General features: G+C 65.2%; 19 protein-coding genes. 7 read left to right on the top strand and 12 right to left on the bottom strand.

The window, feature by feature from the left end; genetic code table 11:
* The first annotated feature begins 102 nt into the window (after nucleotides 1-102).
* Genes FHR95_RS01015 through FHR95_RS01025 form a run of 3 tightly spaced genes read left to right on the top strand, consistent with a single transcriptional unit; the run spans nucleotide 103 to nucleotide 2,450 of the window.
* Nucleotides 103-1,263: a glycosyltransferase family 4 protein gene (locus FHR95_RS01015; RefSeq protein WP_183313032.1), complete on the top strand. Its 1,161-nt coding sequence runs from the start codon at nucleotides 103-105 to the stop codon at nucleotides 1,261-1,263.
* Complete coding sequence (locus FHR95_RS01020; RefSeq protein WP_040186624.1) at nucleotides 1,235-1,777, top strand: phosphatase PAP2 family protein; 543 nt, start codon at nucleotides 1,235-1,237, stop codon at nucleotides 1,775-1,777. The genes FHR95_RS01015 and FHR95_RS01020 overlap by 29 nt, the downstream gene beginning before the upstream one ends.
* Nucleotides 1,778-1,823: 46 nt before the next feature.
* Nucleotides 1,824-2,450, top strand: a complete 627-nt coding sequence (locus FHR95_RS01025) for an alpha-ketoglutarate-dependent dioxygenase AlkB family protein (protein WP_183313033.1) — start codon at nucleotides 1,824-1,826, stop codon at nucleotides 2,448-2,450.
* Between the two features lie 111 nt (nucleotides 2,451-2,561).
* Here the strand turns inward: FHR95_RS01025 and gcvT are convergent, their stop codons facing one another.
* The gene (gene gcvT, locus FHR95_RS01030; RefSeq protein WP_183313034.1) at nucleotides 2,562-3,671 is read right to left on the bottom strand and encodes a glycine cleavage system aminomethyltransferase GcvT; all 1,110 of its coding nucleotides are present in this window, start codon (nucleotides 3,669-3,671) and stop codon (nucleotides 2,562-2,564) included.
* Between the two features lie 75 nt (nucleotides 3,672-3,746).
* On the bottom strand, nucleotides 3,747-5,141 hold the full coding sequence (locus FHR95_RS01035; RefSeq protein ID WP_221199168.1) for an alanine/glycine:cation symporter family protein: 1,395 nt from the start codon (nucleotides 5,139-5,141) through the stop codon (nucleotides 3,747-3,749).
* A 538-nt stretch (nucleotides 5,142-5,679) separates the two neighbouring features.
* On the opposite strand from FHR95_RS01035, the gene gcvH reads away from it, so the two are divergent.
* A complete protein-coding gene (gcvH, locus tag FHR95_RS01040) occupies nucleotides 5,680-6,072 on the top strand; it encodes a glycine cleavage system protein GcvH (RefSeq protein WP_183313035.1) in 393 nt (130 codons plus the stop codon).
* Between the two features lie 145 nt (nucleotides 6,073-6,217).
* A complete protein-coding gene (gene gcvP, locus FHR95_RS01045; protein ID WP_183313036.1) occupies nucleotides 6,218-9,112 on the top strand; it encodes an aminomethyl-transferring glycine dehydrogenase in 2,895 nt (964 codons plus the stop codon).
* A gap of 22 nt (nucleotides 9,113-9,134) precedes the next feature.
* Here the strand turns inward: gcvP and FHR95_RS01050 are convergent, their stop codons facing one another.
* On the bottom strand, nucleotides 9,135-10,052 hold the full coding sequence (locus FHR95_RS01050) for a LysR family transcriptional regulator (RefSeq protein ID WP_040186617.1): 918 nt from the start codon (nucleotides 10,050-10,052) through the stop codon (nucleotides 9,135-9,137).
* 140 nt (nucleotides 10,053-10,192) lie between these two features.
* Between FHR95_RS01050 and ppnN the strand changes: the two genes are divergently transcribed.
* On the top strand, nucleotides 10,193-11,554 hold the full coding sequence (ppnN, locus tag FHR95_RS01055) for a nucleotide 5'-monophosphate nucleosidase PpnN (protein ID WP_040186616.1): 1,362 nt from the start codon (nucleotides 10,193-10,195) through the stop codon (nucleotides 11,552-11,554).
* A 105-nt stretch (nucleotides 11,555-11,659) separates the two neighbouring features.
* Here the strand turns inward: ppnN and FHR95_RS01060 are convergent, their stop codons facing one another.
* Nucleotides 11,660-12,019 (bottom strand): hypothetical protein, encoded by a 360-nt coding sequence (locus FHR95_RS01060; protein ID WP_183313037.1) that lies wholly within the window; start codon nucleotides 12,017-12,019, stop codon nucleotides 11,660-11,662.
* Between the two features lie 7 nt (nucleotides 12,020-12,026).
* Nucleotides 12,027-12,491 (bottom strand): flavodoxin, encoded by a 465-nt coding sequence (locus tag FHR95_RS01065; protein ID WP_040186615.1) that lies wholly within the window; start codon nucleotides 12,489-12,491, stop codon nucleotides 12,027-12,029.
* 136 nt (nucleotides 12,492-12,627) lie between these two features.
* Here FHR95_RS01065 and FHR95_RS01070 point away from each other — a divergent pair, with 136 nt between their 5' ends.
* Nucleotides 12,628-12,837, top strand: a complete 210-nt coding sequence (locus FHR95_RS01070) for a DUF2788 domain-containing protein (RefSeq protein ID WP_183313038.1) — start codon at nucleotides 12,628-12,630, stop codon at nucleotides 12,835-12,837.
* A 72-nt stretch (nucleotides 12,838-12,909) separates the two neighbouring features.
* On the opposite strand, the gene ihfA is transcribed toward FHR95_RS01070, so the two are convergent.
* From ihfA to thrS, 7 genes are all read right to left on the bottom strand, one after another.
* Entirely contained in the window at nucleotides 12,910-13,212 is a 303-nt protein-coding gene (gene ihfA / locus FHR95_RS01075; RefSeq protein WP_040186668.1) for an integration host factor subunit alpha, read from the bottom strand.
* A gap of 50 nt (nucleotides 13,213-13,262) precedes the next feature.
* Nucleotides 13,263-15,641 (bottom strand): phenylalanine--tRNA ligase subunit beta, encoded by a 2,379-nt coding sequence (gene pheT / locus FHR95_RS01080; protein WP_183313039.1) that lies wholly within the window; start codon nucleotides 15,639-15,641, stop codon nucleotides 13,263-13,265.
* A gap of 40 nt (nucleotides 15,642-15,681) precedes the next feature.
* A complete protein-coding gene (gene pheS, locus FHR95_RS01085) occupies nucleotides 15,682-16,701 on the bottom strand; it encodes a phenylalanine--tRNA ligase subunit alpha (RefSeq protein WP_183313040.1) in 1,020 nt (339 codons plus the stop codon).
* Nucleotides 16,702-16,830: 129 nt separating this feature from the next.
* Nucleotides 16,831-17,184, bottom strand: a complete 354-nt coding sequence (gene rplT / locus FHR95_RS01090; protein ID WP_021817421.1) for a 50S ribosomal protein L20 — start codon at nucleotides 17,182-17,184, stop codon at nucleotides 16,831-16,833.
* Nucleotides 17,185-17,221: 37 nt separating this feature from the next.
* Entirely contained in the window at nucleotides 17,222-17,416 is a 195-nt protein-coding gene (gene rpmI, locus FHR95_RS01095) for a 50S ribosomal protein L35 (protein ID WP_040186610.1), read from the bottom strand.
* Between the two features lie 115 nt (nucleotides 17,417-17,531).
* The gene (infC, locus tag FHR95_RS01100; RefSeq protein WP_082042677.1) at nucleotides 17,532-18,074 is read right to left on the bottom strand and encodes a translation initiation factor IF-3; all 543 of its coding nucleotides are present in this window, start codon (nucleotides 18,072-18,074) and stop codon (nucleotides 17,532-17,534) included.
* A gap of 35 nt (nucleotides 18,075-18,109) precedes the next feature.
* Nucleotides 18,110-20,011, bottom strand: coding sequence for a threonine--tRNA ligase (thrS, locus tag FHR95_RS01105; RefSeq protein WP_183313041.1), 1,902 nt, complete (start codon nucleotides 20,009-20,011; stop codon nucleotides 18,110-18,112).
* Between the last annotated feature and the right edge of the window lie 126 nt (nucleotides 20,012-20,137).

Here is a 20,137-nt window from a genome sequence, read left to right on the forward strand (position 1 = left end):
CCGTCATGACGCCGTCATCGTCGCGTCGCCTGACTGTCATGGCAACCGGGCATCCTCACTGATGTCAGCCCCTTCAGGGCCTGTCACCATGAGAGGAGCCCCATGCGCATCTGCCTGGTCAGTGAAACCTGGTCCCCCGAGATCAACGGCGTCGCCCATACCCTGGGCCAGCTGAGCAGGGAGATGCGCCGGCGTGGCGTGGCCCTGCAGCTGATCCGTCCCCGGCCGGCGCATGGCACCACCCCTCGAGCCGAAGGCATGGAAGCGGAGCTGCGGGTACGCGGACTGGGCCTGCCGGGCTATCGCCAGGTGCGCATTGGCCTGCCGGCCACGGCGGCGATCCAGCGCCTGTGGCAGCAGCAGCGCCCGACGGCCGTCTACCTAGCCACGCAGGGACCGCTAGGCTGGTCGGCCCTGCGTGCCGCCGAGCGGCTGGGCATCCCGGTGATCAGCGGCTGGCACACCAACTTCGATCACTACTGTCGAGACTATGGCCTGCCCTGGTTGGCGCCCTTGGTCATGCGTCGCCTGCGTCACTTCCACAACCGCACGGCCACCACCCTGGTGCCGACCCAGGCTCAGGCCGAGGCGCTGGTCGGCCAGGGCATCCCCCGGGTGCGGGTCATGGCCCGCGGTATCGATGGCGAATGCTTCTCGCCGGCGCATCGCTCCACCGCCCTGCGCCGCTCCTGGGGCTGCGATGACCACCAGCCCGTGGCGCTCCACGTGGGGCGCCTGGCCGCGGAAAAGAATCTCGATCTGCTGCGTGACACCTTTGCGGCAATGCAAGCCGCCCGCCCCGATCTCAGCCTGGTGGTGGTCGGCGATGGCCCGGGGCGGGCCGTGCTGCAACGCGCCCTGCCCCAGGCCCGCTTCACCGGTTTCATCGACCGGGACGAGCTGGTGCGCTACTACGCCAGCGCCGATCTTTTCGTCTTCCCCTCGATCTCGGAGACATGGGGCAATGTGGTGCTCGAGGCCATGGCCAGCGGCCTGGCCGTGGTGACCTTCCGCCATGCCGCGGGGGCCGAGCTGATCGACGATGATCACAACGGTGTCAGACTGGCGGTGGGTGACGAGGCCGGTTTCCAGGAGGCCGCCACGGCCCTCTGCCAGCAGCCGGCCCGCTATGCCCGCCTGGGTCGCGCCGCCAGGGAGCGCGCCCTGACGTATCGCTGGTCGGCGATCGCCGACACATTCCTCGACACCCTGATCCAACCCCGGGAGCATCGCGATGAAGCCGCATCCGCCTGCCGTATTTGATCGCCTTGACCTCATCGAGTGGCAGCTCTGCCGGCGCCTGGCCGGGTTCAACGTCCACCCGCCCTGGCTGGCCCTGCTGCGGCTGTCCAGCAAGCTCGGGGACTGGCCGCTGTGGGTGGGCCTGATTCTCGCCCAGCCGCTGCTCCAGCCCGCCGGCAGTGGTCATCGAATGGCGCAGTACATCGTCACGGCGCTGGTGGCCATCGGCCTCTACCGGCTGCTCAAGACCCGACTGTGCCGCGAGCGGCCCTTCATCACCTTCAACGGCATCATCCGCTGCAGCGAGCCCGCCCGCGACCGCTACAGCTTTCCCAGCGGCCATACCATGCATGCCGTGCTGTTCTGCGTGCTGACCGCCGCCCATACCCCCTGGCTGCTGCCCTGGCTGATTCCCGCCGCGCTACTGATCGCGGTATCGCGAGTGGGCCTGGGGCTGCACTACATAAGTGACGTGGCCGCCGGCGCCCTGCTTGGCCTGGGCTTTGCCGTCGCCAGCCTGCAGCTGGCTGGTTGATGGGAGCGCTCTGGCGACCAACCTCAGGGGGTGGCATCCTGTTGGCATGACACCCGCAAGCGCCCTGCCGGGAGCATCCCTACTCGACGCGCCGACCCTCACCCTGCTGCCCAGCCTACTCGGTGAGCCCGCCGCTAGCGAAACGCTGGCACGGCTCGACTGCGAGCTGGCGTGGCAGCGTCCGACCCTGCGGCTCTATGGTCGCGAGCATCCGATCCCGCGCCGCCAGCTGTGGATGGGAGACCCCGACGCCCGTTACCGCTACTCGGGCCGGGACTTCCTGCCCGAGCCCTGGCACCCGGCCGTGGCAGCACTGCGCGACCGAGTGATCGACGTCCTGGCGGACGCCGGCACCCCGGCCCGCTTCAACAGCGTGCTGCTCAATCGCTATGCCGGCGGCGATGAGCGCATGGGCTGGCACAGCGATGACGAGCCAGAACTGGGGGCAGACCCCCTGATCGCGGCGCTCAGCCTGGGCGCCGAGCGGCCACTGCGCTTTCGCTGGAAGGACCGTTCGCATGAGCCCTTCAACGTCTGGCTGCCTCACGACAGCCTGCTGGTAATGGGCGCCGGCGTGCAGCACAGGCTGCAACATGCCCTGTTGCCTCGCCGGCTGCCAGGGCTGCGTATCAGCCTGACCTTCCGCCTGGTCATACCCGCAGTTGATAGCTGATTCGCCGCTTACCAGACCAACGCGAGACGCTGATTTTACTCAGAAGAGAGATTGTTTGGCAGAGAGTTAAGATAACGGTATAAAAATACCGGGTCAGGCAGTGAGTGGTGCTTAACCCCGATGGTAGCCGGGCGTGACAAAGGGCATCTTGCTCACCGTCATCGGCAGCTGCTTGCGCCGCACCTCGGCATAGACGGTCGTGCCGATCTCACTGGCCTCGATAGACACATAGCCCATCGCCACCGGCTGACCAACGCTGGGACCGAAACCGCCTGAGGTCACACGGCCCAGATACTTGCCCGCGGTGTCGAAGAGTTCGGCGCCTTCACGCACTGGCGCACGACCCTCGCCAAGCAGGCCCACCCGCTTGCGCCGATGGTCCTTCGCCTCGACCTGGTGCAGGATCAGGTCGGCACCGGGGAAGCCGCCGGCACGCTCGCCGCCGCGACGGCGGGGCTTGCCGATCGCCCAGATCAGGCCTGCCTCCACGGGAGTGGTATCGGTATTGATGTCGTGGCCATAGAGACACAGCCCCGCCTCGAGGCGCAGCGAATCACGCGCGCCCAGGCCGATCGCCTCGACCTCCTCTTCGGCCAGCAGCCGGCGCGCCAGGGTATCGGCATCCTCGGCGGCCACCGAGATCTCGAAGCCATCCTCGCCGGTGTAGCCGCTGCGGCTGACCCAGACATCGATGCCGTCGATGGTAAAGCGGCCGTGCTGCATGAACACCATCTCGCAGGCATCCGGGCAAAGCCGCTGCATCACGCCCGCTGCCGCCGGCCCTTGAAGCGCCAGCAGGCCACGCTCGAGCACCTCTACCTCGTGATCGAGCAGGCCCCGGCGCAGGTGCGCGATATCCTGTTCACGACAGGCGGCATTGACAACCAGGTAGAGATGGTCGCCGGCATTGACCACCATCAGATCATCGAGAATGCCGCCCTCCTCGGCGGTGAACAGCGCATAGCGCTGCATGCCCTCGGCCAGCCCGACAATATCGGCCGGCACCAGGGTTTCCAGCGCCTCGGCCGGATTCGGGCCGCGCAGCAGAATCTGCCCCATATGGGAGACATCGAAGAGTCCGCAGGCCTGACGGGTATGCTCGTGCTCGCGCTTGACGCCCAGCGGATACTGTACCGGCATGTCGTAGCCGGCGAAGGGCACCATCTTGGCCCCCAGTTCCTCGTGCAGGGCGTGCAGGGGGGTATGCTTAAGTTCATTCATGGCGTCATCACTCATGGCTTGGGAGGCAACGCAAGAGAGGTGCCCCCACGGGCACCTCTCCAGCGCGGCTCACCGTCAGGATTTATCGTGGTCCAGCTCCTCGCCCGGCAGGATATCCTTGCCGTCGAAGTAGGCGCGGGCCAGCTTGAAGACCACCGGCGACAGCAGCGCCAGGGCGATCAGATTGGGAATGGCCATCATGGCGTTGAACACGCTCGCCAGCACCCAGACAAGATTCAGGTTGGCCATGGCCCCGAGCGGGATCGCGATGATGAACAGCACCCGGTAGAGGGTGATCGAACGGGTCCCGAACAGGAACTGGAAACACTTCTCGCCATAGAAGGACCACCCCAGGATGGTGGTAAAGGCAAACACCGCCAGGGCGAACGTCACTATGTACTCGCCTACGCCCGGCAGCGCCAGGTCGAAGGATACCGCGGTCAAGCGCGCACCGGTCTCGCCTGCGCTCCACTCAACGCTGGTGAGAATGACCAGGGCGGTGATGGAGCAGACGATGATGGTGTCGATAAAGGTGCCCAGCATGGCGATCAAGCCCTGACGGATCGGGTTCTTGGTCTGCGCCGCGGCGTGGGCGATGGGGGCACTGCCCAGCCCAGCCTCGTTGGAGAAGATGCCGCGCGCCACGCCGAACTGAATCGCCATGGCCACTCCCGCACCGGCAAAGCCGCCTGCTGCCGCGATGGGATTGAAAGCGTGATAGAAGATCATGCCGAACGCTTCGCCGATCTGGTCGGCGTTGAGAATCAGCACCAGGATACCCGCCAGCACATAGGCGATCCCCATGATCGGCACCAGCTTTCCGGCGACCTTGGCGATACGCTTGATCCCCCCCAGGATCACGGCGCCGGCCAGCACCATCAGAATCAAGCCCGTCAGCCAGTGCGGCATGCCCAGCGACTCACTCAAGCCTTCCGCCACCGAGTTGGACTGCACGGTGTTGCCGATACCAAACGCCGCCACGGCGCCGAAGAAGGCAAAGGCGCCACCCAGCCACAGCCACTTCTTGCCCAGGCCGTTCTTGATGTAGAACATCGGGCCGCCGATGTGGTAGCCGGTGCTGTCGGTTTCGCGGTAGCGCACCGCCAACACCGCCTCGGCGAATTTCGTCGCCATGCCCACCAGCGCCGTGATCCACATCCAGAACACGGCGCCCGGGCCACCCAGGAAGATGGCGGTCGCCACACCGGCGATGTTACCGGTGCCGATGGTGGCGGACAGCGCCGTCATCAGGGCATTGAACGGCGAGATTTCCCCCTCGTCCTCCTTGGTCTTTTTCTCCCCGGGCGCCGGCTTGCGGTCGCGCCCCTGCCACATCAGCTTGAAGCCTTCACCGAGCTTGCGGATCGGCATCAGCCTCAGGCCGGCCTGCAGATAGATGCCGACACCCAGCAGCAGGATCAGCATGGGAACGCCCCATACGATGCCTTCCACCGAGCTCAAGAATGTCATTAATGCTTCCACGAGAGTCTCCCCAATTGACGCTTGTTGTTGTGACCCGCATGCATCCCCGCTCTCCCGACCGTCGGGAAGATGAAATGGCATGGACGGGCCAGGCTTCGACGAAAAAACGATAGGACGAACGCCTTCACGATAGCGGATCCTGCCACTGATGCACCAGCCCGCTGAAAAGGGGAGGCACCATGGCAGCACCGCCGACGGGAAGATCGCCTGTTTCCGATCGGAAACGCGGCAAGCCTACGTTCCACACCAAGCGCCGGCAAGAGCCGCGGTGCCGGGTGCGATCGCCCCCAACGCTGCGGCACGGAGCGTGCGCAAGATGCCGGTCTCACCGGCGGGATGCCGCCGTGCCCCCGGGCAGCCGGCCCGGCACCGGGCAGGCACTGGACGAACCGTCGCCGGCGGACCACCCTATCAACGGGTCGACGAGCGCCAGCCGCCTATCGGACCCACCGGGAGGACTCGCCAAATGCCGACAATGGCGTTAGCATTCGCGAATCCGAAAACCTTTTTCGTATAGGAAATCACGATGAGCTCTATCCCCGCCAACCTGCGCTATGCCGAAAGCCATGAATGGGTCCTCGATAATGGCGACGGCAGCGTGACCATCGGCATTACCGACCATGCCCAGGAGGCGCTGGGCGATGTGGTCTTCGTCGAGCTGCCCGAAGTGGGCCGTACCCTGGCCGTGGGCGACGAGTTCGGCGTCATCGAGTCGGTCAAGGCCGCCTCCGACCTCTATGCGCCGGTCGCCGGTGAGATCCTCGAGGTCAACGAGGCCCTTGAAGATAGCCCCGAAACCGTCAACGAGTCGCCCTACGCGGATGGCTGGCTCATGAAGGTGCGTCTCGAGGATGCCAGCAACCTCGACGACCTGCTCGATGCCGGCGCCTACCAGGCCGTGGCCGCCGCCGAGGAGTGAGTCTCCTCTCGGGCGCCGTGTCAGGACCGTCCCGTTCGGAGCAACCCTGACAAGAGGTGGCGCCCATCCCGGCCTCGCCCCTGGCGAGGCCGGCCCGTTTCGATGATCCCCGGGGCGAGTCCCCACCACGCACACAGGGTGTTCCATGGCTTTCGACAACCGCCGTCTGGCCGATCTGGCCGCTCACGATGCCTTCCTTCAGCGCCACAACGGACCGGCCGGCGCCGACGTGGACGGCATGCTCTCGATCCTGGACATGGAGAGCCTGCCCTCACTGATCGAGGCCACCGTCCCCGCCGGCATCCGCCTGGGGCGCGAGCTGGACCTGGACCCGCCGAAGGGCGAGGCCGAGGCCCTGGACTACCTGCAGCGCCTGGCCCGCCAGAACCGGGTCGTCAAGAGCTACATCGGCCAAGGCTATTACGACACCCATCTGCCGACCGTGATCCAGCGCAACGTGCTGGAGAACCCGGGCTGGTACACCGCCTACACGCCCTACCAGCCGGAGATCTCCCAGGGTCGCCTGGAAGGCCTGCTCAACTTCCAGCAGATGGTCATGGACCTGACCGGCATGGAGCTGGCCAACGCCTCGCTGCTTGACGAGGCTACCGCCGCCGCCGAGGCCATGGCGCTGTGCAAGCGCGCCAACAAGAAGGCCAAAAGCGACACCTTCTTCGTCGCCGAGGATGTCTTCCCCCAGACCCTCGACGTGGTGCGCACCCGCGCCGCCTGGTTCGGGTTCGAGCTGGTCGTGGCCCCCGCCGAGGAACTCGCCGAGCACCAGGTATTCGGCGCCCTGCTGCAGTACCCGGGCGACAGCGGCGAGGTTCGCGACCTGGCCCCGCTGATCGAGACGGCCCGTGAGCGGGGCGTGATGACCTGCGTGGTGGCTGACATCATGGGCCTGGTGCTGCTCAAGGAGCCGGGCGCGCTGGGCGCCGACATGGTGGTGGGCTCATCGCAGCGCTTTGGCGTGCCGATGGGCTATGGCGGCCCGCATGCCGCCTTCTTCGCCACCACCGACAAGCTCAAGCGCTCGATCCCGGGGCGCATCATCGGCGTGTCGAAGGATAGCCGCGGCAACACCGCGTTGCGCATGGCGATGCAGACCCGTGAGCAACACATCCGCCGCGAGAAGGCCACCTCCAACATCTGCACCGCCCAGGCGCTGCTGGCCAACATCGCCGGCTTCTATGCCGTCTACCACGGCGCCGACGGACTGCGCACCATCGCGGCGCGCATTCACCGCCTGACCACCATCCTGGCGATGGGCCTGCAGGAAAAGGGCGTGACCCTGGCCCACGACAGCTGGTTCGATACCCTGCGCTTGACCGGCGTCGATGCCGGCAAGCTCCATGGCCGGGCCATGACCCACGACCTCAACCTGCGCTACTTCGCGGGGGGCGACGTCGGCCTGAGCCTCGACGAGACCACCACCGCCCACGACCTGGACGTGCTGTTTGACGTGCTGCTTGGCGAGGAGCACGGCCTCTCGGTGCGTGAGCTCGACAGCCGCGTGGTCGAGGCCGGCACCAGCGGCATACCGGCGGCCTGTCAGCGCGAGTCCGACTTCCTGACCCATCCCACCTTCCTCCGTTACCACAGCGAGACGGAGATGCTGCGCTACCTCAAGCGCCTGGAGAACAAGGACCTGTCGCTGGCCCATGCGATGATCCCATTGGGCTCCTGCACCATGAAGCTCAACGCCACCAGCGAGATGATTCCTATCTCCTGGCCGGAGTTCGCGCGCATCCATCCCTTTGCGCCCCGCGACCAGGTGGCCGGCTACCGGCAGATGATCGACGAGCTGGCCGCCTTCCTGGTGGAGGTCACCGGCTACGACCACATCTCCATGCAGCCCAACTCCGGGGCCCAGGGCGAGTACGCCGGCCTGGTGGCCATCCGCCGCTACCAGGCCGCCGAGGGCGAGGGGCACCGCGACGTCTGCCTGATCCCGAGCTCCGCCCACGGCACCAATCCGGCCTCCGCCGCCATGGCGCGGATGAAGGTGGTGGTGGTGGAGTGCGACGGTGACGGCAACATCGATCTCGACGACTTGCGCGCCAAGGCCGAGCAACACCGCGATGCCCTCTCGGCGATCATGATCACCTACCCCTCCACCCACGGGGTGTTCGAGGAGAGCGTGCGCGAGGTGTGCGAGATCGTGCATGGGCACGGCGGCCAGGTGTACATCGACGGGGCCAACATGAACGCCCAGGTGGGCCTGACCCGCCCCGGCGACTTCGGTGGCGACGTCAGCCACCTCAACCTGCACAAGACCTTCTGCATCCCTCACGGCGGCGGCGGGCCGGGCATGGGCCCGATCGGCGTAAAGGCCCATCTGGCGCCCTTCGTGGCCAACCATGTGGTCACCCCGCTGGCGGGCGTCGAGGCAAGCTGTGGTGCGGTTTCGGCGGCGCCCTACGGCTCGGCCTCGATCCTGCCGATCTCCTGGGCCTACATCAAGATGATGGGCGCGCGCGGTCTACGCGAAGCCACCGAGCTGGCCATCCTCAACGCCAACTACATCGCCCGGCGACTCGAGGACCACTACCCGGTACTCTACAAGGGCGAGAACGGCACCGTGGCCCACGAGTGCATCATCGATATCCGCCCGCTCAAGGCCGAATCCGGCATCAGCGAGGAGGACATTGCCAAGCGCCTGATGGACTACGGCTTCCACGCCCCGACCATGTCCTTTCCGGTGCCCGGCACGCTGATGATCGAGCCTACCGAGTCGGAGTCGCGCTACGAGATCGACCGCTTCTGTGACGCCATGATCAGTATCCGCGAGGAGGTCACCGCCGTGCAGCGAGGCGACTGGCCGGCGGACAACAACCCCCTGGTCAATGCCCCGCACACCATGGCCGACCTGATGGACGCGCACTGGGAGCGCCCCTACGCCCGGGAACTCGGCGCCTTTCCCAGCGAGGCGGTCAAGGCCGCCAAATACTGGCCGGCCGTCAACCGCGTCGACAACGTCTTCGGCGACCGGCAGCTGATCTGCTCCTGCCCGAGCATCGACGAGTATCGTGATTGACGGAGCGGCGGGAGCCGCGCCGTCAGGCCTGGTGGCGCTCCGCCACCTCGCCGAAACCGAAACGTTCGTGACGGCGCTGCTCGCGATAGCCTTCGAGCAGCCGCACGTAGCGACGCGGCATCTGTTCGCCGGCACGCATGACCAGGTGCAGTGTCTCGTGGACCGGTTGGAGCAGGGAGAGCTCCTTGACCTGACGCTGCCAGGGCGAGGTCTCCAGCACCACCCGTGAGACCACGGTGAACCCCAGGCCTCGCGCCACGGCGTCGAGCACCATGCTCACCTCATTGGTAAAGCCCTGACGCGGGAAGTGGCTCATGGTGCGGAAGTCGGGAAAGTTGGCTCGCAGCAGGGCACCGGCATGCCCGTCACCGCCCGAGTAGCTGATGAAACCGATCGCCATCAGGTCGGCCAGACCACTGCCGGCGAAGTCCGCCGGCACCACCAGGCAGAGCGGCTCCTGGTGCCAGACCTTGCAGCATAGTTCGGGATGGCTAACGGGCTCGGTGACGATCCCCAGGTCATGGCGACCGCTCAGCACGTCGGTGACGATCTCGGCGTTGAAGGCGAAGCTGTAGCTCACCGTGAGACCGGACTGCATCTGCTGCTGGCCGAGGATGAACGGATAGAGCATCAGGCCGACGCTGCCCGGCGAGGCAAGGCGACACTCGCCGCTGTCCAGGCTGTCGTCATCCAGCGAATGACGAAAGTGCTCGTGTTCGGCGAACAGCTTGAGCGCGTAGTCGTAGGCGCGCCGCCCGCTCTCGGTGAGCACGAAACGTCGCCCCTGGCGATCCAGCAGCGGCTTGCCGAGGTAGGCCTCGAGCTTGCGCAGATGCTGGCTGACCCCGGGCTGAGTCATCTCCAGGCGGCGTGCGGTATGGGTGAAGCTGCCGGTCTCGACCAGAGTGATGAAGGTACGGAAGTATCGGGCGTTGAACATGGGCGTCACGTCGCGGGCAATGGCCGGGCAGCAGGAATTCTACCAGCTCGCCGCCCGGGTCGCAGCGATGCCCGGTTGGGGTCGGGCGTGATAGCATCGCGGGACGAGCAATGCCGCCATGACGACAGGGAACGCCAAGGATGCCCGACACCATTTCCACTACCATCTCGCCGGAAGGCAGCCTCGAGATCCTCTCCCAGCAGGAGGTCGAGCGCCTCCACGATACCTCGAGGAGCGGCCTGCACGATCTGCTGCGCAGCTGCTCGCTGGCAGTGCTCAACTGCGGCAACCTCACCGATGATGGCCTGGCCCTGCTCGAGACCTATCGAGACTTCGACATCGAGGTGCTGCAGCAGGACCGCGGCGTGCGCCTCAAGATCTCCAATGCCCCGGCCGAGGCCTTCGTCGACGGCAAGATGATCCGTGGCATTCGCGAGCACCTCTCTGCCGTGCTGCGTGACATCGTCTATGTCTACAACGAAATCCAGACTCGCCAGCGCTTCGACCTGGAGACCGCCGAGGGCACCACCAACGCCGTCTTTCACATCCTGCGCAAGGCCGGCACCCTCAAGCCGGGACGCGACCCCAGCCTGGTCGTCTGCTGGGGCGGCCACTCGATCTCTCGCGAGGAGTACGACTACACCAAGTCCGTCGGCTACCACCTGGGGCTTCGCGAGCTGGACATCTGCACCGGGTGCGGGCCCGGCGCCATGAAGGGCCCCATGAAGGGCGCCAATGTCGCTCACGCCAAGCAGCGTCGCAGCCAGGGACGCTATCTGGGGGTCTCGGAGCCCGGCATCATCGCGGCCGAGGCACCCAACCCGATCGTCAACGAGCTGGTGGTAATGCCCGACATCGAGAAGCGCCTGGAGGCGTTCGTGCGGCTCGGGCACGGCATCATCGTCTTCCCGGGGGGCGTGGGCACTGCCGAGGAGATCCTCTATCTGCTGGGCATCCTGCTGCACCCGGACAACGCGGACATGGAATTGCCGCTGATCCTCACCGGCCCCGCCAACTCTGCCGACTACTTCAGGCGCATCGACGAGTTCCTGGTCTACACCCTGGGCGAGGAGGTACGGCGCCTCTATCGCATCGTCGTCGACGACGCCGTCGAGGTCGCCCGCACCATGCGCAAGAACATCGACGCGGTGACGGAGTATCGCCGCAGCCGCCAGGACGCCTTCTACTACAACTGGCGCCTCACCGTGGCCCGGGACTTCCAGGAACCCTTCGAGCCGACCCATGACGCCATGGCCGCCCTGGCGCTCCACCGCGACCAGCCGGTCCACGAGTTGGCTGCCAATCTGCGCCGCGCCTTCTCGGGCATCGTCGCGGGCAACGTCAAGGAGAAGGGCATCCGGGCGATTGAAGCGCATGGCCCCTTCCGCCTGCACGCCGAACCGGCACTGATGGCCCGCCTCGACGAGCTGCTGGCCTCCTTCGTCGTCCAGGGGCGCATGAAGCTCGCCGGCGACTACGTGCCCTGCTATACGCTGGGATAAGGGCAAGGGGCAAGCACTGTGTGCCCACACCTTGACAGGCCATAAGACTGTCCTGGCAGGGTCTCCTTGTGACTTGCCCCTTGAACCTCGTAGCTGGGGCCGAGCTCAGCGAGACACCCTGGCCCATAGCCAGAGTGCATGCAGCAGCAGCCCCAGAGTGGCACCGTGGGACACCAGTAGCTCCCAACCGAAGAAGTCGCTGGTCAGGGCATGCCAGAGGGTCATCACGGCAACGCCCACTCCCAGACAGAGCCCGAGCCGGCGCAACAAGGCGGGAAGACGCGAGCGCGCCTCGCTGGAAAGCTGTCGCCATTGCAGCACGCTGGCCACGGCCACCACCGCCAGCGCCATCAGGATCAGCGACTGGTGGGTCTCATGCCCGCCAACCAGGTAGCGCGGCAGGGTCGCCAGCATCAGTATCCCGAGCCCCAGCAGCAGGCTGAGGCGCTCTGCCGTGGACGTCATGCCCACGTCAGGCCACCTTCAGCTGCTGCGCGTCGATCCATTGCTCGACCCAGGGCAATGCCTCGTCATCCGCCATGAAGGTCTCCATGGCATCCACTTCCAAGCGCTCACCGAGGCGCTGAGCGCCCTGCCCCTCGAGCAGCTCGTCGAGCTGGCGGCCGGCGCCGCAGAAGGTGTCGCCATAGGAGCTGTCGCCCAGGGCGATGAGGCCATAGCGAAGGCCGCCGAGGCCGGGACTCTTCGATTCGAGGTCGCTAGCAAGCGGCATGATGTTGCCGGGCAGATCGCCGCTGCCAGTGGTCGAGACGCAGAACAGCGCCAGGTCTGTGGGCGTGCCGATGAGGTCGTCGAGGGTCGGCTGGTCGAAGATTGCCACTTCGTAACCGGCCTCCTCGAACAGCGGCTTGACCTGTTCAGCGACGTCCAGAGCGCCGCCATACATGGTACCTACGAAGATCTTTAGCATGGGCATGTCATGGATTTACCTGAGAATTTCACTCGGATATTAACATGGGGGTGCGTCATGAGGCCACGCTTCGACACCTGCAGCGGCGATAATACCTGAGTATAATGGTCGGAATTTCCCCTGAGGCGCGCACGGAGGCATCATGCAGCAAACCTTCGAAACCTGGATCACCCCGATGATGATCGGCGGGCTGATCATTTTCATGTGTTTCATCATCTGGGACCTCGCGAAGAAGTCCCAGGCCGGCCGTTTCGGCACCATCATGCTGTTTGTGGTTCTGGGTGCCGGCATGCTGGGCTATGTCCTCAAGGTGGTCATCACCTGGGTGCTGGAGAATGGCGGCGGCGTGTAACGCCATATCGAGTCTCGACCAAAAAGAACGCCACTCCGTTGGAGTGGCGTTCTTGTTAAACGGTACGAGACATCACGGCGCGTCACCCTGGTAGCCCTCGACCTGACTCTTGAGCTTCTGGCCGGGCCGAAAGGTAACGACCCGCCGAGCGGAGATCGGGATCTCCTCGCCGGTCTTGGGATTTCGCCCGGGGCGTTCACGCTTGTCTCGCAGGTCGAAATTACCAAACCCCGAGAGCTTGACCTGCTCGTTCTCGCGCAGGCAGCCGCGAATCTCTTCGAAGAAGGCCTCCACCATGGACTTGGCCTCGCGCTTGGAAAGGCCAAGCTCGGCGTGCAGATGTTCGGCCAGTTCCGCCTTGGTCAACGCACCCATGTTGTCGTCCTCGTGGCGCTGGTCCTGCCGATCGACGAGACGCTCTGGCCTCATGCGCGCAATTCCGCCCCCAGATGCTGACGAGACTCGGCGACGATGGCATCAACCAACTGATTGATTTCATCGTCATTAAGCGTGCGTGATGGATGCTGCCAGGTCAAGCCCAGCGCCACGCTCTTGCGGCCTGCCGGCACCCCCTTGCCCTGGTAGACATCGAAGAGGTGAGACTCCACCAGCCACTCGCCAGCCTGAGCGCGGATGGTGTCCAGCAGCGACTGAACCGGCAGCCCCTCGTCGACCACGAAGGCCAGGTCACGGCGCACCTCGGGATGGCGGGACAGCGGTGTGAAGGCCGGCACCCGCCCTTGCGTCAGCGCATCGAGGCGCACCTCGAAGAGCAGCGCATCGACCTTGAGACCCAGGCTGGCGCGCACCGCCGGGTGCAGCGTACCGATCCAACCGGCCTCCTCGCCGCGATGCAGAATGCGAGCGCACTGGCCGGGGTGCAGAGCCGGGTGCTCGCCGGGCTCGAAGCGCCAGGCATGGGGCTCACCGAGCGACAGCAGGCTCTCGAGGTCGCCCTTGAGATCGAAGAAGTCGACCGGCTCTCTGCCGCTATTCCATCCCTCCGGCTCGCGTGGGCCACAGACCAGCGCCCCGAGCATCGGGGTCTGGTGGAGATGGTCGAGCTCGCCGCGGAAGGTCAGGCCGGTCTCGAATAGCCGCACGCGGCTCTGCTGGCGGTTGAGGTTGTGCTGCAGGGCGCGCACCAGCCCGGGAAAGAGACTCGCCCGCATCACCGAGAGATCGCTGGAGATGGGGTTGGCCAGTACCGGCGATACCACCTCGGGATGCAGCGCCTGCTGCAGCTCGGGGGCGACAAAGCTATAGGTCACCGCCTCCTGGTAGCCGCGCGCGACCATCTGGCGCCGCAGCCGGGCCAGCGGCGTGTGCGCCTCATGGTCCGGGCGCAGGGCCAGGCGAACCTGGGGACGCCGGACCGGCAGGCGATTGTAGCCATGGATGCGCGCCACCTCCTCGATCAGGTCTTCCTCGATGGCGATATCGAAGCGCCAGCTGGGTACCGTCACGTTCCAGCCTTGAGGGGAAACCGTTACCCCGAGGCCGAGGCGCTCGAGAATGTCGCTCACCTCCTCACCCGGCAATGACTTGCCCAGTGCCTGCTCGAGACGCGCCGCGCGTAGCGTCGCCTCGCGCCCGTCAGGCAGGTGCGACTCATTGGCCACCTCGACCAGGGGCCCCGGCTCACCGCCGGTGATCGCCAGCAGCAGGGCGGTGGCCCGCTCGGTGGCCTCGCGAGGCAGGCGCGGGTCGACGCCGCGCTCGAAGCGGTGCGAGGCGTCGGTATGCAGCCCATAGGCACGTGCCTGACCGGCGACCGCCAGCGGGGAAAAGAAGGCAGCCTCGAGAAAGATGTCGCGGGTTGCCGGGCTCACGCCGGAGTGCTCGCCGCCCATCACGCCGGCGATGGCCAACGGCCCACGCTCATCGGCGATCACCAGCGTGGAGGCGTCAAGAGTGATCGCCTGGCCATCGAGCAGCACCAGACGCTCGCCTTCCCGGGCCAGCCGCACCACCACGCTGCCGTGCAGGTTGGCGCGGTCGAAGGCATGCAGCGGCTGGCCAAGCTCGAGCATCACGTAGTTGGTGACGTCCACCACCGGGTCGATGGAGCGGATACCGCTGCGGCGCAGCCGCTCGACCATCCATACCGGCGTCTCGGCGGTGACGTCGACGCCCTTGATCAGGCGGCCGATGTAGCGTGGACAGCGCTCATCATCCTCGACGCGCAGCGGGAAGGTTTCATCATGGGTAGCCACCACGGCGGACAGCTCGGGGCCCTCGATGGCCAGCCGATTGAGCACCCCGACCTCGCGGGCCAGCCCCTTGAGGCTCAGGCAGTCGCCGCGATTGGGGGTCAGGTCGACCTCGATGGCATGGTCGTCGAGCCCCATGAACTCGCGGAATCCCTCGCCGACTGGCGCGCTGGCCGGCAGCACGAGGATCCCGGCAGAGGTTTCCTCCTCGAGGCCCAGTTCGGAGGCGGAGCAGATCATGCCGCGAGACTCGACGCCGCGCAGCTTGGCCTGCTTGATCGTGAAGTCGCCCGGCAGCACCGCCCCGACTCGCGCGAAGGGCACCTTCTGCCCCGCCGCTACATTGGGCGCCCCGCATACCACCTGGACAGTCTCGCCACTGCCGTCATCGACCCGGCAGACGTTGAGCTTATCGGCATCGGGATGGGGCCCCATGCCGACGACCTCGGCGACCACCACATCACTGAAAGCGGCGGCGACCGGCTCCACGGCATCGACCTCCAGGCCCGCCATGGTGATCTGGTCGGCCAGCGCCTGAGTCGAGAGCGCCGGCGATACCCATTCACGCAGCCACTGTTCGGAAAATTTCATGTCAGATCCTATTGCTGTGTTCTGCTTATCCGCGGGGCGATCAGGCGAACTGCCGGAGGAAACGCAGGTCGTTGTCGAAGAACAGCCGCAGATCGTTGACGCCATAGCGCAGCATGGCCAGGCGCTCGGCGCCCATGCCGAAGGCAAAGCCGGTGTAGCGCTCGGCGTCGATGCCCGAGTGGCGGAACACCTCAGGATGCACCATCCCGCAGCCCATCACTTCCAGCCAGCCGCTATGCGAGCAGACCCGGCAGCCATCACCGCTGCACATGACGCACTGGATATCGACCTCTGCCGAGGGCTCGGTGAAGGGGAAGTAGGATGGCCGGAAGCGCACCGACAGATCATCCCGTTCGAAGAAGGCGTGCAGGAAATCCTCGATGGTGCCCTTGAGGTCGGCGAAGCTGACATCTTCATCGACCAGCAACCCCTCGACCTGATGGAACATCGGGGTATGGGTCAGATCGGAGTCGCTCCGGTAGACGCGTCCGGGGCAGACGATACGGATCGGCGGCTCGCCCTCCTTCATGGTCCTGACCTGCACCGGCGAGGTATGGGTCCTCAGCAGCCGGCTGGCATCAAAGTAGAAGGTATCCGCCATCCCCCGCGCCGGATGATGGGCGGGAATATTGAGCGCCTCGAAATTGTGGTAGTCATCCTCGATCTCGGGACCGACCGCCACGTCATAGCCGATGCGCGTGAAAAGGCCTTCGATGCGTTCGAGGGTCAGCGTCACCGGGTGCAGGCCCCCGTTCGGCTGGCCGCGCCCCGGCAGCGTCACATCGAGCCGCTCGGCGGCCAGGCGCGCTTCGAGGGCCGCCTTCTCCAGCGCCTGACGTTGCTCATCAAGCTCCTGAGCCAGCGACTGCTTGGCCTGGTTGATGCGCTCGCCCGCGGCCGGGCGCTCCTCGGCAGGCAGCTTGCCAAGCCCCTTGAGCAGCGCGGTGATCTCGCCTTTCTTGCCGAGATAGCGAACGCGCAGCTCGTCCAGCGCGGCCAGGCTGTCGGCGGCATGGATGGCGTCGCGTGCCTCGTCAACCAGAGTGGGAAGGTGGTCCATCCGTTGAGCTCCGAAGTCTTTCAAAAAAGCGGTCGTAAAAAAACAGGGGAAGAGCGGCTGCTCTTCCCCTGCGACGATCATGGTCTGGCGTCACGACAACTGCCGCGGCCGACCAAGGGTCGACGTCCCTTACTGGGCAGCCTTGGCCTTCTCGACGATAGCGGCAAAGGCAGCCTTCTCGTGAACGGCCAGATCGGCCAGCACCTTGCGGTCGATCTCGATACCGGCCTTCTTCAGGCCACCGACGAAGCGGCTGTAGGAGAGGCCGTGCTGACGGGCACCGGCGTTGATGCGCTGGATCCACAGGGCGCGGAACTGGCGCTTGCGCTGGCGACGGTCACGATAGGCGTACTGACCGGCCTTGATGACAGCCTGCTTGGCCACGCGGAAAACGCGCGAACGGGCACCGTAGTAACCCTTGGCCTGCTTGAGAATCTTCTTGTGACGACGACGGGCGACAACGCCCCGCTTGACACGAGTCATGGCTTACTCCTGACGTAAAGTGTGTGCACCCAAGGGGTTACAGGTTCGGCAACATCCGCTGGATAAGCGGCTTGTCGGCATCGTGGACCTGCTTCATCCCGCGCAGCTGACGCTTACGCTTGGTGGACTTCTTGGTCAGGATGTGGCTACGGAACGACTGCTTGTGCTTGAAGCCGTTGGCCGTCTTCTTGAAGCGCTTGGCCGCGCCACTGTTGCTCTTGATTTTCGGCATGAGGTTAACTCCGCTCGAGGTTTCTTAAGAAAACCCGCGGCCGACGCGAGGCATTGACACCTCCCGCCCGTTGAACTGGCCATCGGATCACTTCTTCTGGTACCGCTGGTACCGCTTACTGCTTCTTCTTGGGGGCAATGATCATGGTCATCTGGCGCCCTTCCATCTTGGGGAAGGATTCCACGGTCCCGATGTCTTCGAGATCGGCAGCGATCCGCTCCATCAGCTTGCGACCGATGTCCTGGTGTGCCATCTCGCGCCCACGGAAGCGCAGCGTGACCTTGCCCTTGTCACCGGCTTCGAGGAAACGGATCAGGTTCTTCATCTTGACCTGATAGTCCCCCTCGTCGGTACCAGGCCGGAACTTTACTTCCTTGACCTGAATCTGCTTCGTCTTCTTCTTCTGAGCAGCTTTCTGCTTCTTCTGCTCGAAGACGAACTTGCCATAATCCATGATCTTGCAGACGATCGGATCGGCGTTGGAAATCTGCACGAGGTCCATACCGGCCGCTTCGGCTCGCTCCAGCGCTTCGCTGGTAGGCACGATGCCCAGCTGTTCGCCGTCACTGTCGATCAGGCGTACCTGATCCTCGGTAATCCGCTCGTTCATGGGGGGGCGCTTATCCTGAACACGCCCTCTTGGGTTGCTTCGCTTGATGGTTCCGTCTCCACTTCAGCTTTGGGAAGATGTCGCTATTGCCGCTCGGCCTGAACATGGTCGATGAAGGCATCCACGCCCATCGTACCAAGATTCTCGCCACTGCGCGTACGCACGGCCACCGAGTCGGACTCGACTTCCTTATCTCCCACCACCAGGAGATAGGGGACCTTCTGCAACGTATGCTCGCGAATTTTAAAGCCGATTTTCTCGTTCCTCAAGTCCGACTTGACGCGCAGACCGACTTTCTGCAAACGCTCCACCACTGACATGGCATGGTCGTGCTGCGCATCGGTGATGGTCATGACCACGGCCTGCTGGGGTGACAGCCAGAGTGGCATGGCGCCGGCATAGTGCTCGATGAGGATACCCAGGAAGCGCTCGAAGGAGCCGAGGATCGCCCGATGCAGCATCACCGGCATCTTGCGCGCACCGTCCTCGTCGACAAACTGAGCGCCCAACCGGCCCGGCAGGTTGAAGTCCAGCTGCAAGGTACCGCACTGCCAGACCCGGTTGAGGCAGTCGCGCAGCGAAAACTCGATCTTGGGTCCGTAGAAGGCACCCTCGCCCGGCTGCAGCTCCCAGTCGAGCCCGGTCGCGTCGAGCGCGGCCTCGAGACCGGCTTCGGCGCGATCCCAGAGCTCTGGCTCACCCAGGAAGTCGTCTTCGGGTCGCGTGGAGAGCTTGAGCTCCACATCATCGAAGCCCAGCTCCCGGTAGACCTTCATGGTCAAGGCGATAAAGGCCTCGGCCTCGGACTGGATCTGACCCTCGGTGCAGAAGATATGCGCATCGTCCTGGGTGAAGCCGCGAACCCGCATCAGGCCGTGCAGCGCACCGGAGGGCTCGTTGCGGTGACAGCTGCCGAACTCCGCCAGGCGCAACGGCAGGTCACGGTAGCTCTTCAGCCCCTGGTTGAATACCTGGACATGACACGGACAGTTCATCGGCTTGACCGCGTAGTCGCGCTTCTCCGACTCGGTGGTGAACATCATGTCACTGTAGTGGCCCCAGTGTCCGGAGGCCTTCCACAGCGAAAGATCGACGATCTGCGGTGTCTTGATCTCCTGGTAGCCGTTCTCGACCTGCACCCGGCGCATGTACTGCTCCAGGGCCTGGTAGATGGTCCAGCCGTTGGGGTGCCAGAAGACCATGCCCGGGGCCTCTTCCTGAAGGTGGAACAGGTCCATCTTCTTCGCCAGCTTGCGGTGGTCGCGCTTCTCGGCTTCCTCGAGCCGCTTGAGATAGGCCTTGAGCTGCTTTTTGTCGGGCCAGGCCGTGCCGTAGATGCGCGTCAACATCGGGTTATCGGCGTTGCCCCGCCAATAGGCACCGGCCAGCTTGGTCAGCTTGAACGCCTTGAGGTGCCGGGTATTGGGCACATGGGGGCCCCGGCACATGTCCACGTATTCCTCGTGATGGTAGAGACGAATGGTCTCCCCTTCGGGAATCTCGCGCACGATCTCCTGCTTGTAGGGCTCCTCGCGATGCAGGAAGGTCAGCATCGCCTGGTCGCGGTCGACGTACTCGCGCACCACGTCGTACTCGTGATCGATCAGCGCCTTCATGCGGGCCTCGATTTTCTCGAGGTCACCGGGTGTCACCGAACGCCCGAAGTCGACGTCGTAGTAGAAACCGTCATCGATCACCGGGCCGATCGCCATCTTGGCCTCGGGATAAAGCTGCTTGACGGCATGGCCGATCAGGTGGGCGCAGGAGTGGCGGATGACCTCCAGGCCCGCGGCGTCACGCGCGGTAAGGATCGCCACCTCGGCGTCGCGGTCAATGACATCGGCGGTATCCACCGGGGTGCCATCAATCTTGCCGGCCACACAGGCCTTGGCCAGACCGGGCCCGATGCTCTCGGCCAATTGCATCACAGTGAGGGGAGTATCGAAGGATCTCTGACTGCCGTCGGGCAGGGTCACGATGGGCATGAAGGGGTTCCTTGTGCGCAGTGGTGATCCATACCAGGGATCACGTGTCGCCAGAAGAATGGTCGTGGAAAAAACGCCGCCCAGAGTAGCAGATACGTACCCCGTGGCGCCATGGGCGAGCACCGC

Origin of the sequence: Halomonas fontilapidosi (assembly GCF_014192285.1) — a bacterium.
GTDB lineage: Bacteria > Pseudomonadota > Gammaproteobacteria > Pseudomonadales > Halomonadaceae > Halomonas > Halomonas fontilapidosi.

Bases quoted from the DNA above. Each gene is read 5' to 3' on its own strand.
- FHR95_RS01025 (WP_183313033.1), top strand. From the start codon at position 1,824: ATGACACCCGCAAGCGCCCTGCCGGGAGCATCCCTACTCGACGCGCCG.
- ppnN (WP_040186616.1), top strand. From the start codon at position 10,193: ATGCCCGACACCATTTCCACTACCATCTCGCCGGAAGGCAGCCTCGAG.
- ihfA (WP_040186668.1), bottom strand. From the start codon at position 13,212: ATGGGTGCGTTGACCAAGGCGGAACTGGCCGAACATCTGCACGCCGAG.
- FHR95_RS01015 (WP_183313032.1), top strand. From the start codon at position 103: ATGCGCATCTGCCTGGTCAGTGAAACCTGGTCCCCCGAGATCAACGGC.
- gcvT (WP_183313034.1), bottom strand. From the start codon at position 3,671: ATGAATGAACTTAAGCATACCCCCCTGCACGCCCTGCACGAGGAACTG.
- FHR95_RS01035 (WP_221199168.1), bottom strand. From the start codon at position 5,141: ATGACATTCTTGAGCTCGGTGGAAGGCATCGTATGGGGCGTTCCCATG.
- gcvH (WP_183313035.1), top strand. From the start codon at position 5,680: ATGAGCTCTATCCCCGCCAACCTGCGCTATGCCGAAAGCCATGAATGG.
- FHR95_RS01060 (WP_183313037.1), bottom strand. From the start codon at position 12,019: ATGACGTCCACGGCAGAGCGCCTCAGCCTGCTGCTGGGGCTCGGGATA.
- FHR95_RS01070 (WP_183313038.1), top strand. From the start codon at position 12,628: ATGCAGCAAACCTTCGAAACCTGGATCACCCCGATGATGATCGGCGGG.
- FHR95_RS01050 (WP_040186617.1), bottom strand. From the start codon at position 10,052: ATGTTCAACGCCCGATACTTCCGTACCTTCATCACTCTGGTCGAGACC.
- FHR95_RS01065 (WP_040186615.1), bottom strand. From the start codon at position 12,491: ATGCCCATGCTAAAGATCTTCGTAGGTACCATGTATGGCGGCGCTCTG.
- rpmI (WP_040186610.1), bottom strand. From the start codon at position 17,416: ATGCCGAAAATCAAGAGCAACAGTGGCGCGGCCAAGCGCTTCAAGAAG.
- gcvP (WP_183313036.1), top strand. From the start codon at position 6,218: ATGGCTTTCGACAACCGCCGTCTGGCCGATCTGGCCGCTCACGATGCC.
- rplT (WP_021817421.1), bottom strand. From the start codon at position 17,184: ATGACTCGTGTCAAGCGGGGCGTTGTCGCCCGTCGTCGTCACAAGAAG.
- FHR95_RS01020 (WP_040186624.1), top strand. From the start codon at position 1,235: ATGAAGCCGCATCCGCCTGCCGTATTTGATCGCCTTGACCTCATCGAG.
- pheS (WP_183313040.1), bottom strand. From the start codon at position 16,701: ATGGACCACCTTCCCACTCTGGTTGACGAGGCACGCGACGCCATCCAT.
- thrS (WP_183313041.1), bottom strand. From the start codon at position 20,011: ATGCCCATCGTGACCCTGCCCGACGGCAGTCAGAGATCCTTCGATACT.
- pheT (WP_183313039.1), bottom strand. From the start codon at position 15,641: ATGAAATTTTCCGAACAGTGGCTGCGTGAATGGGTATCGCCGGCGCTC.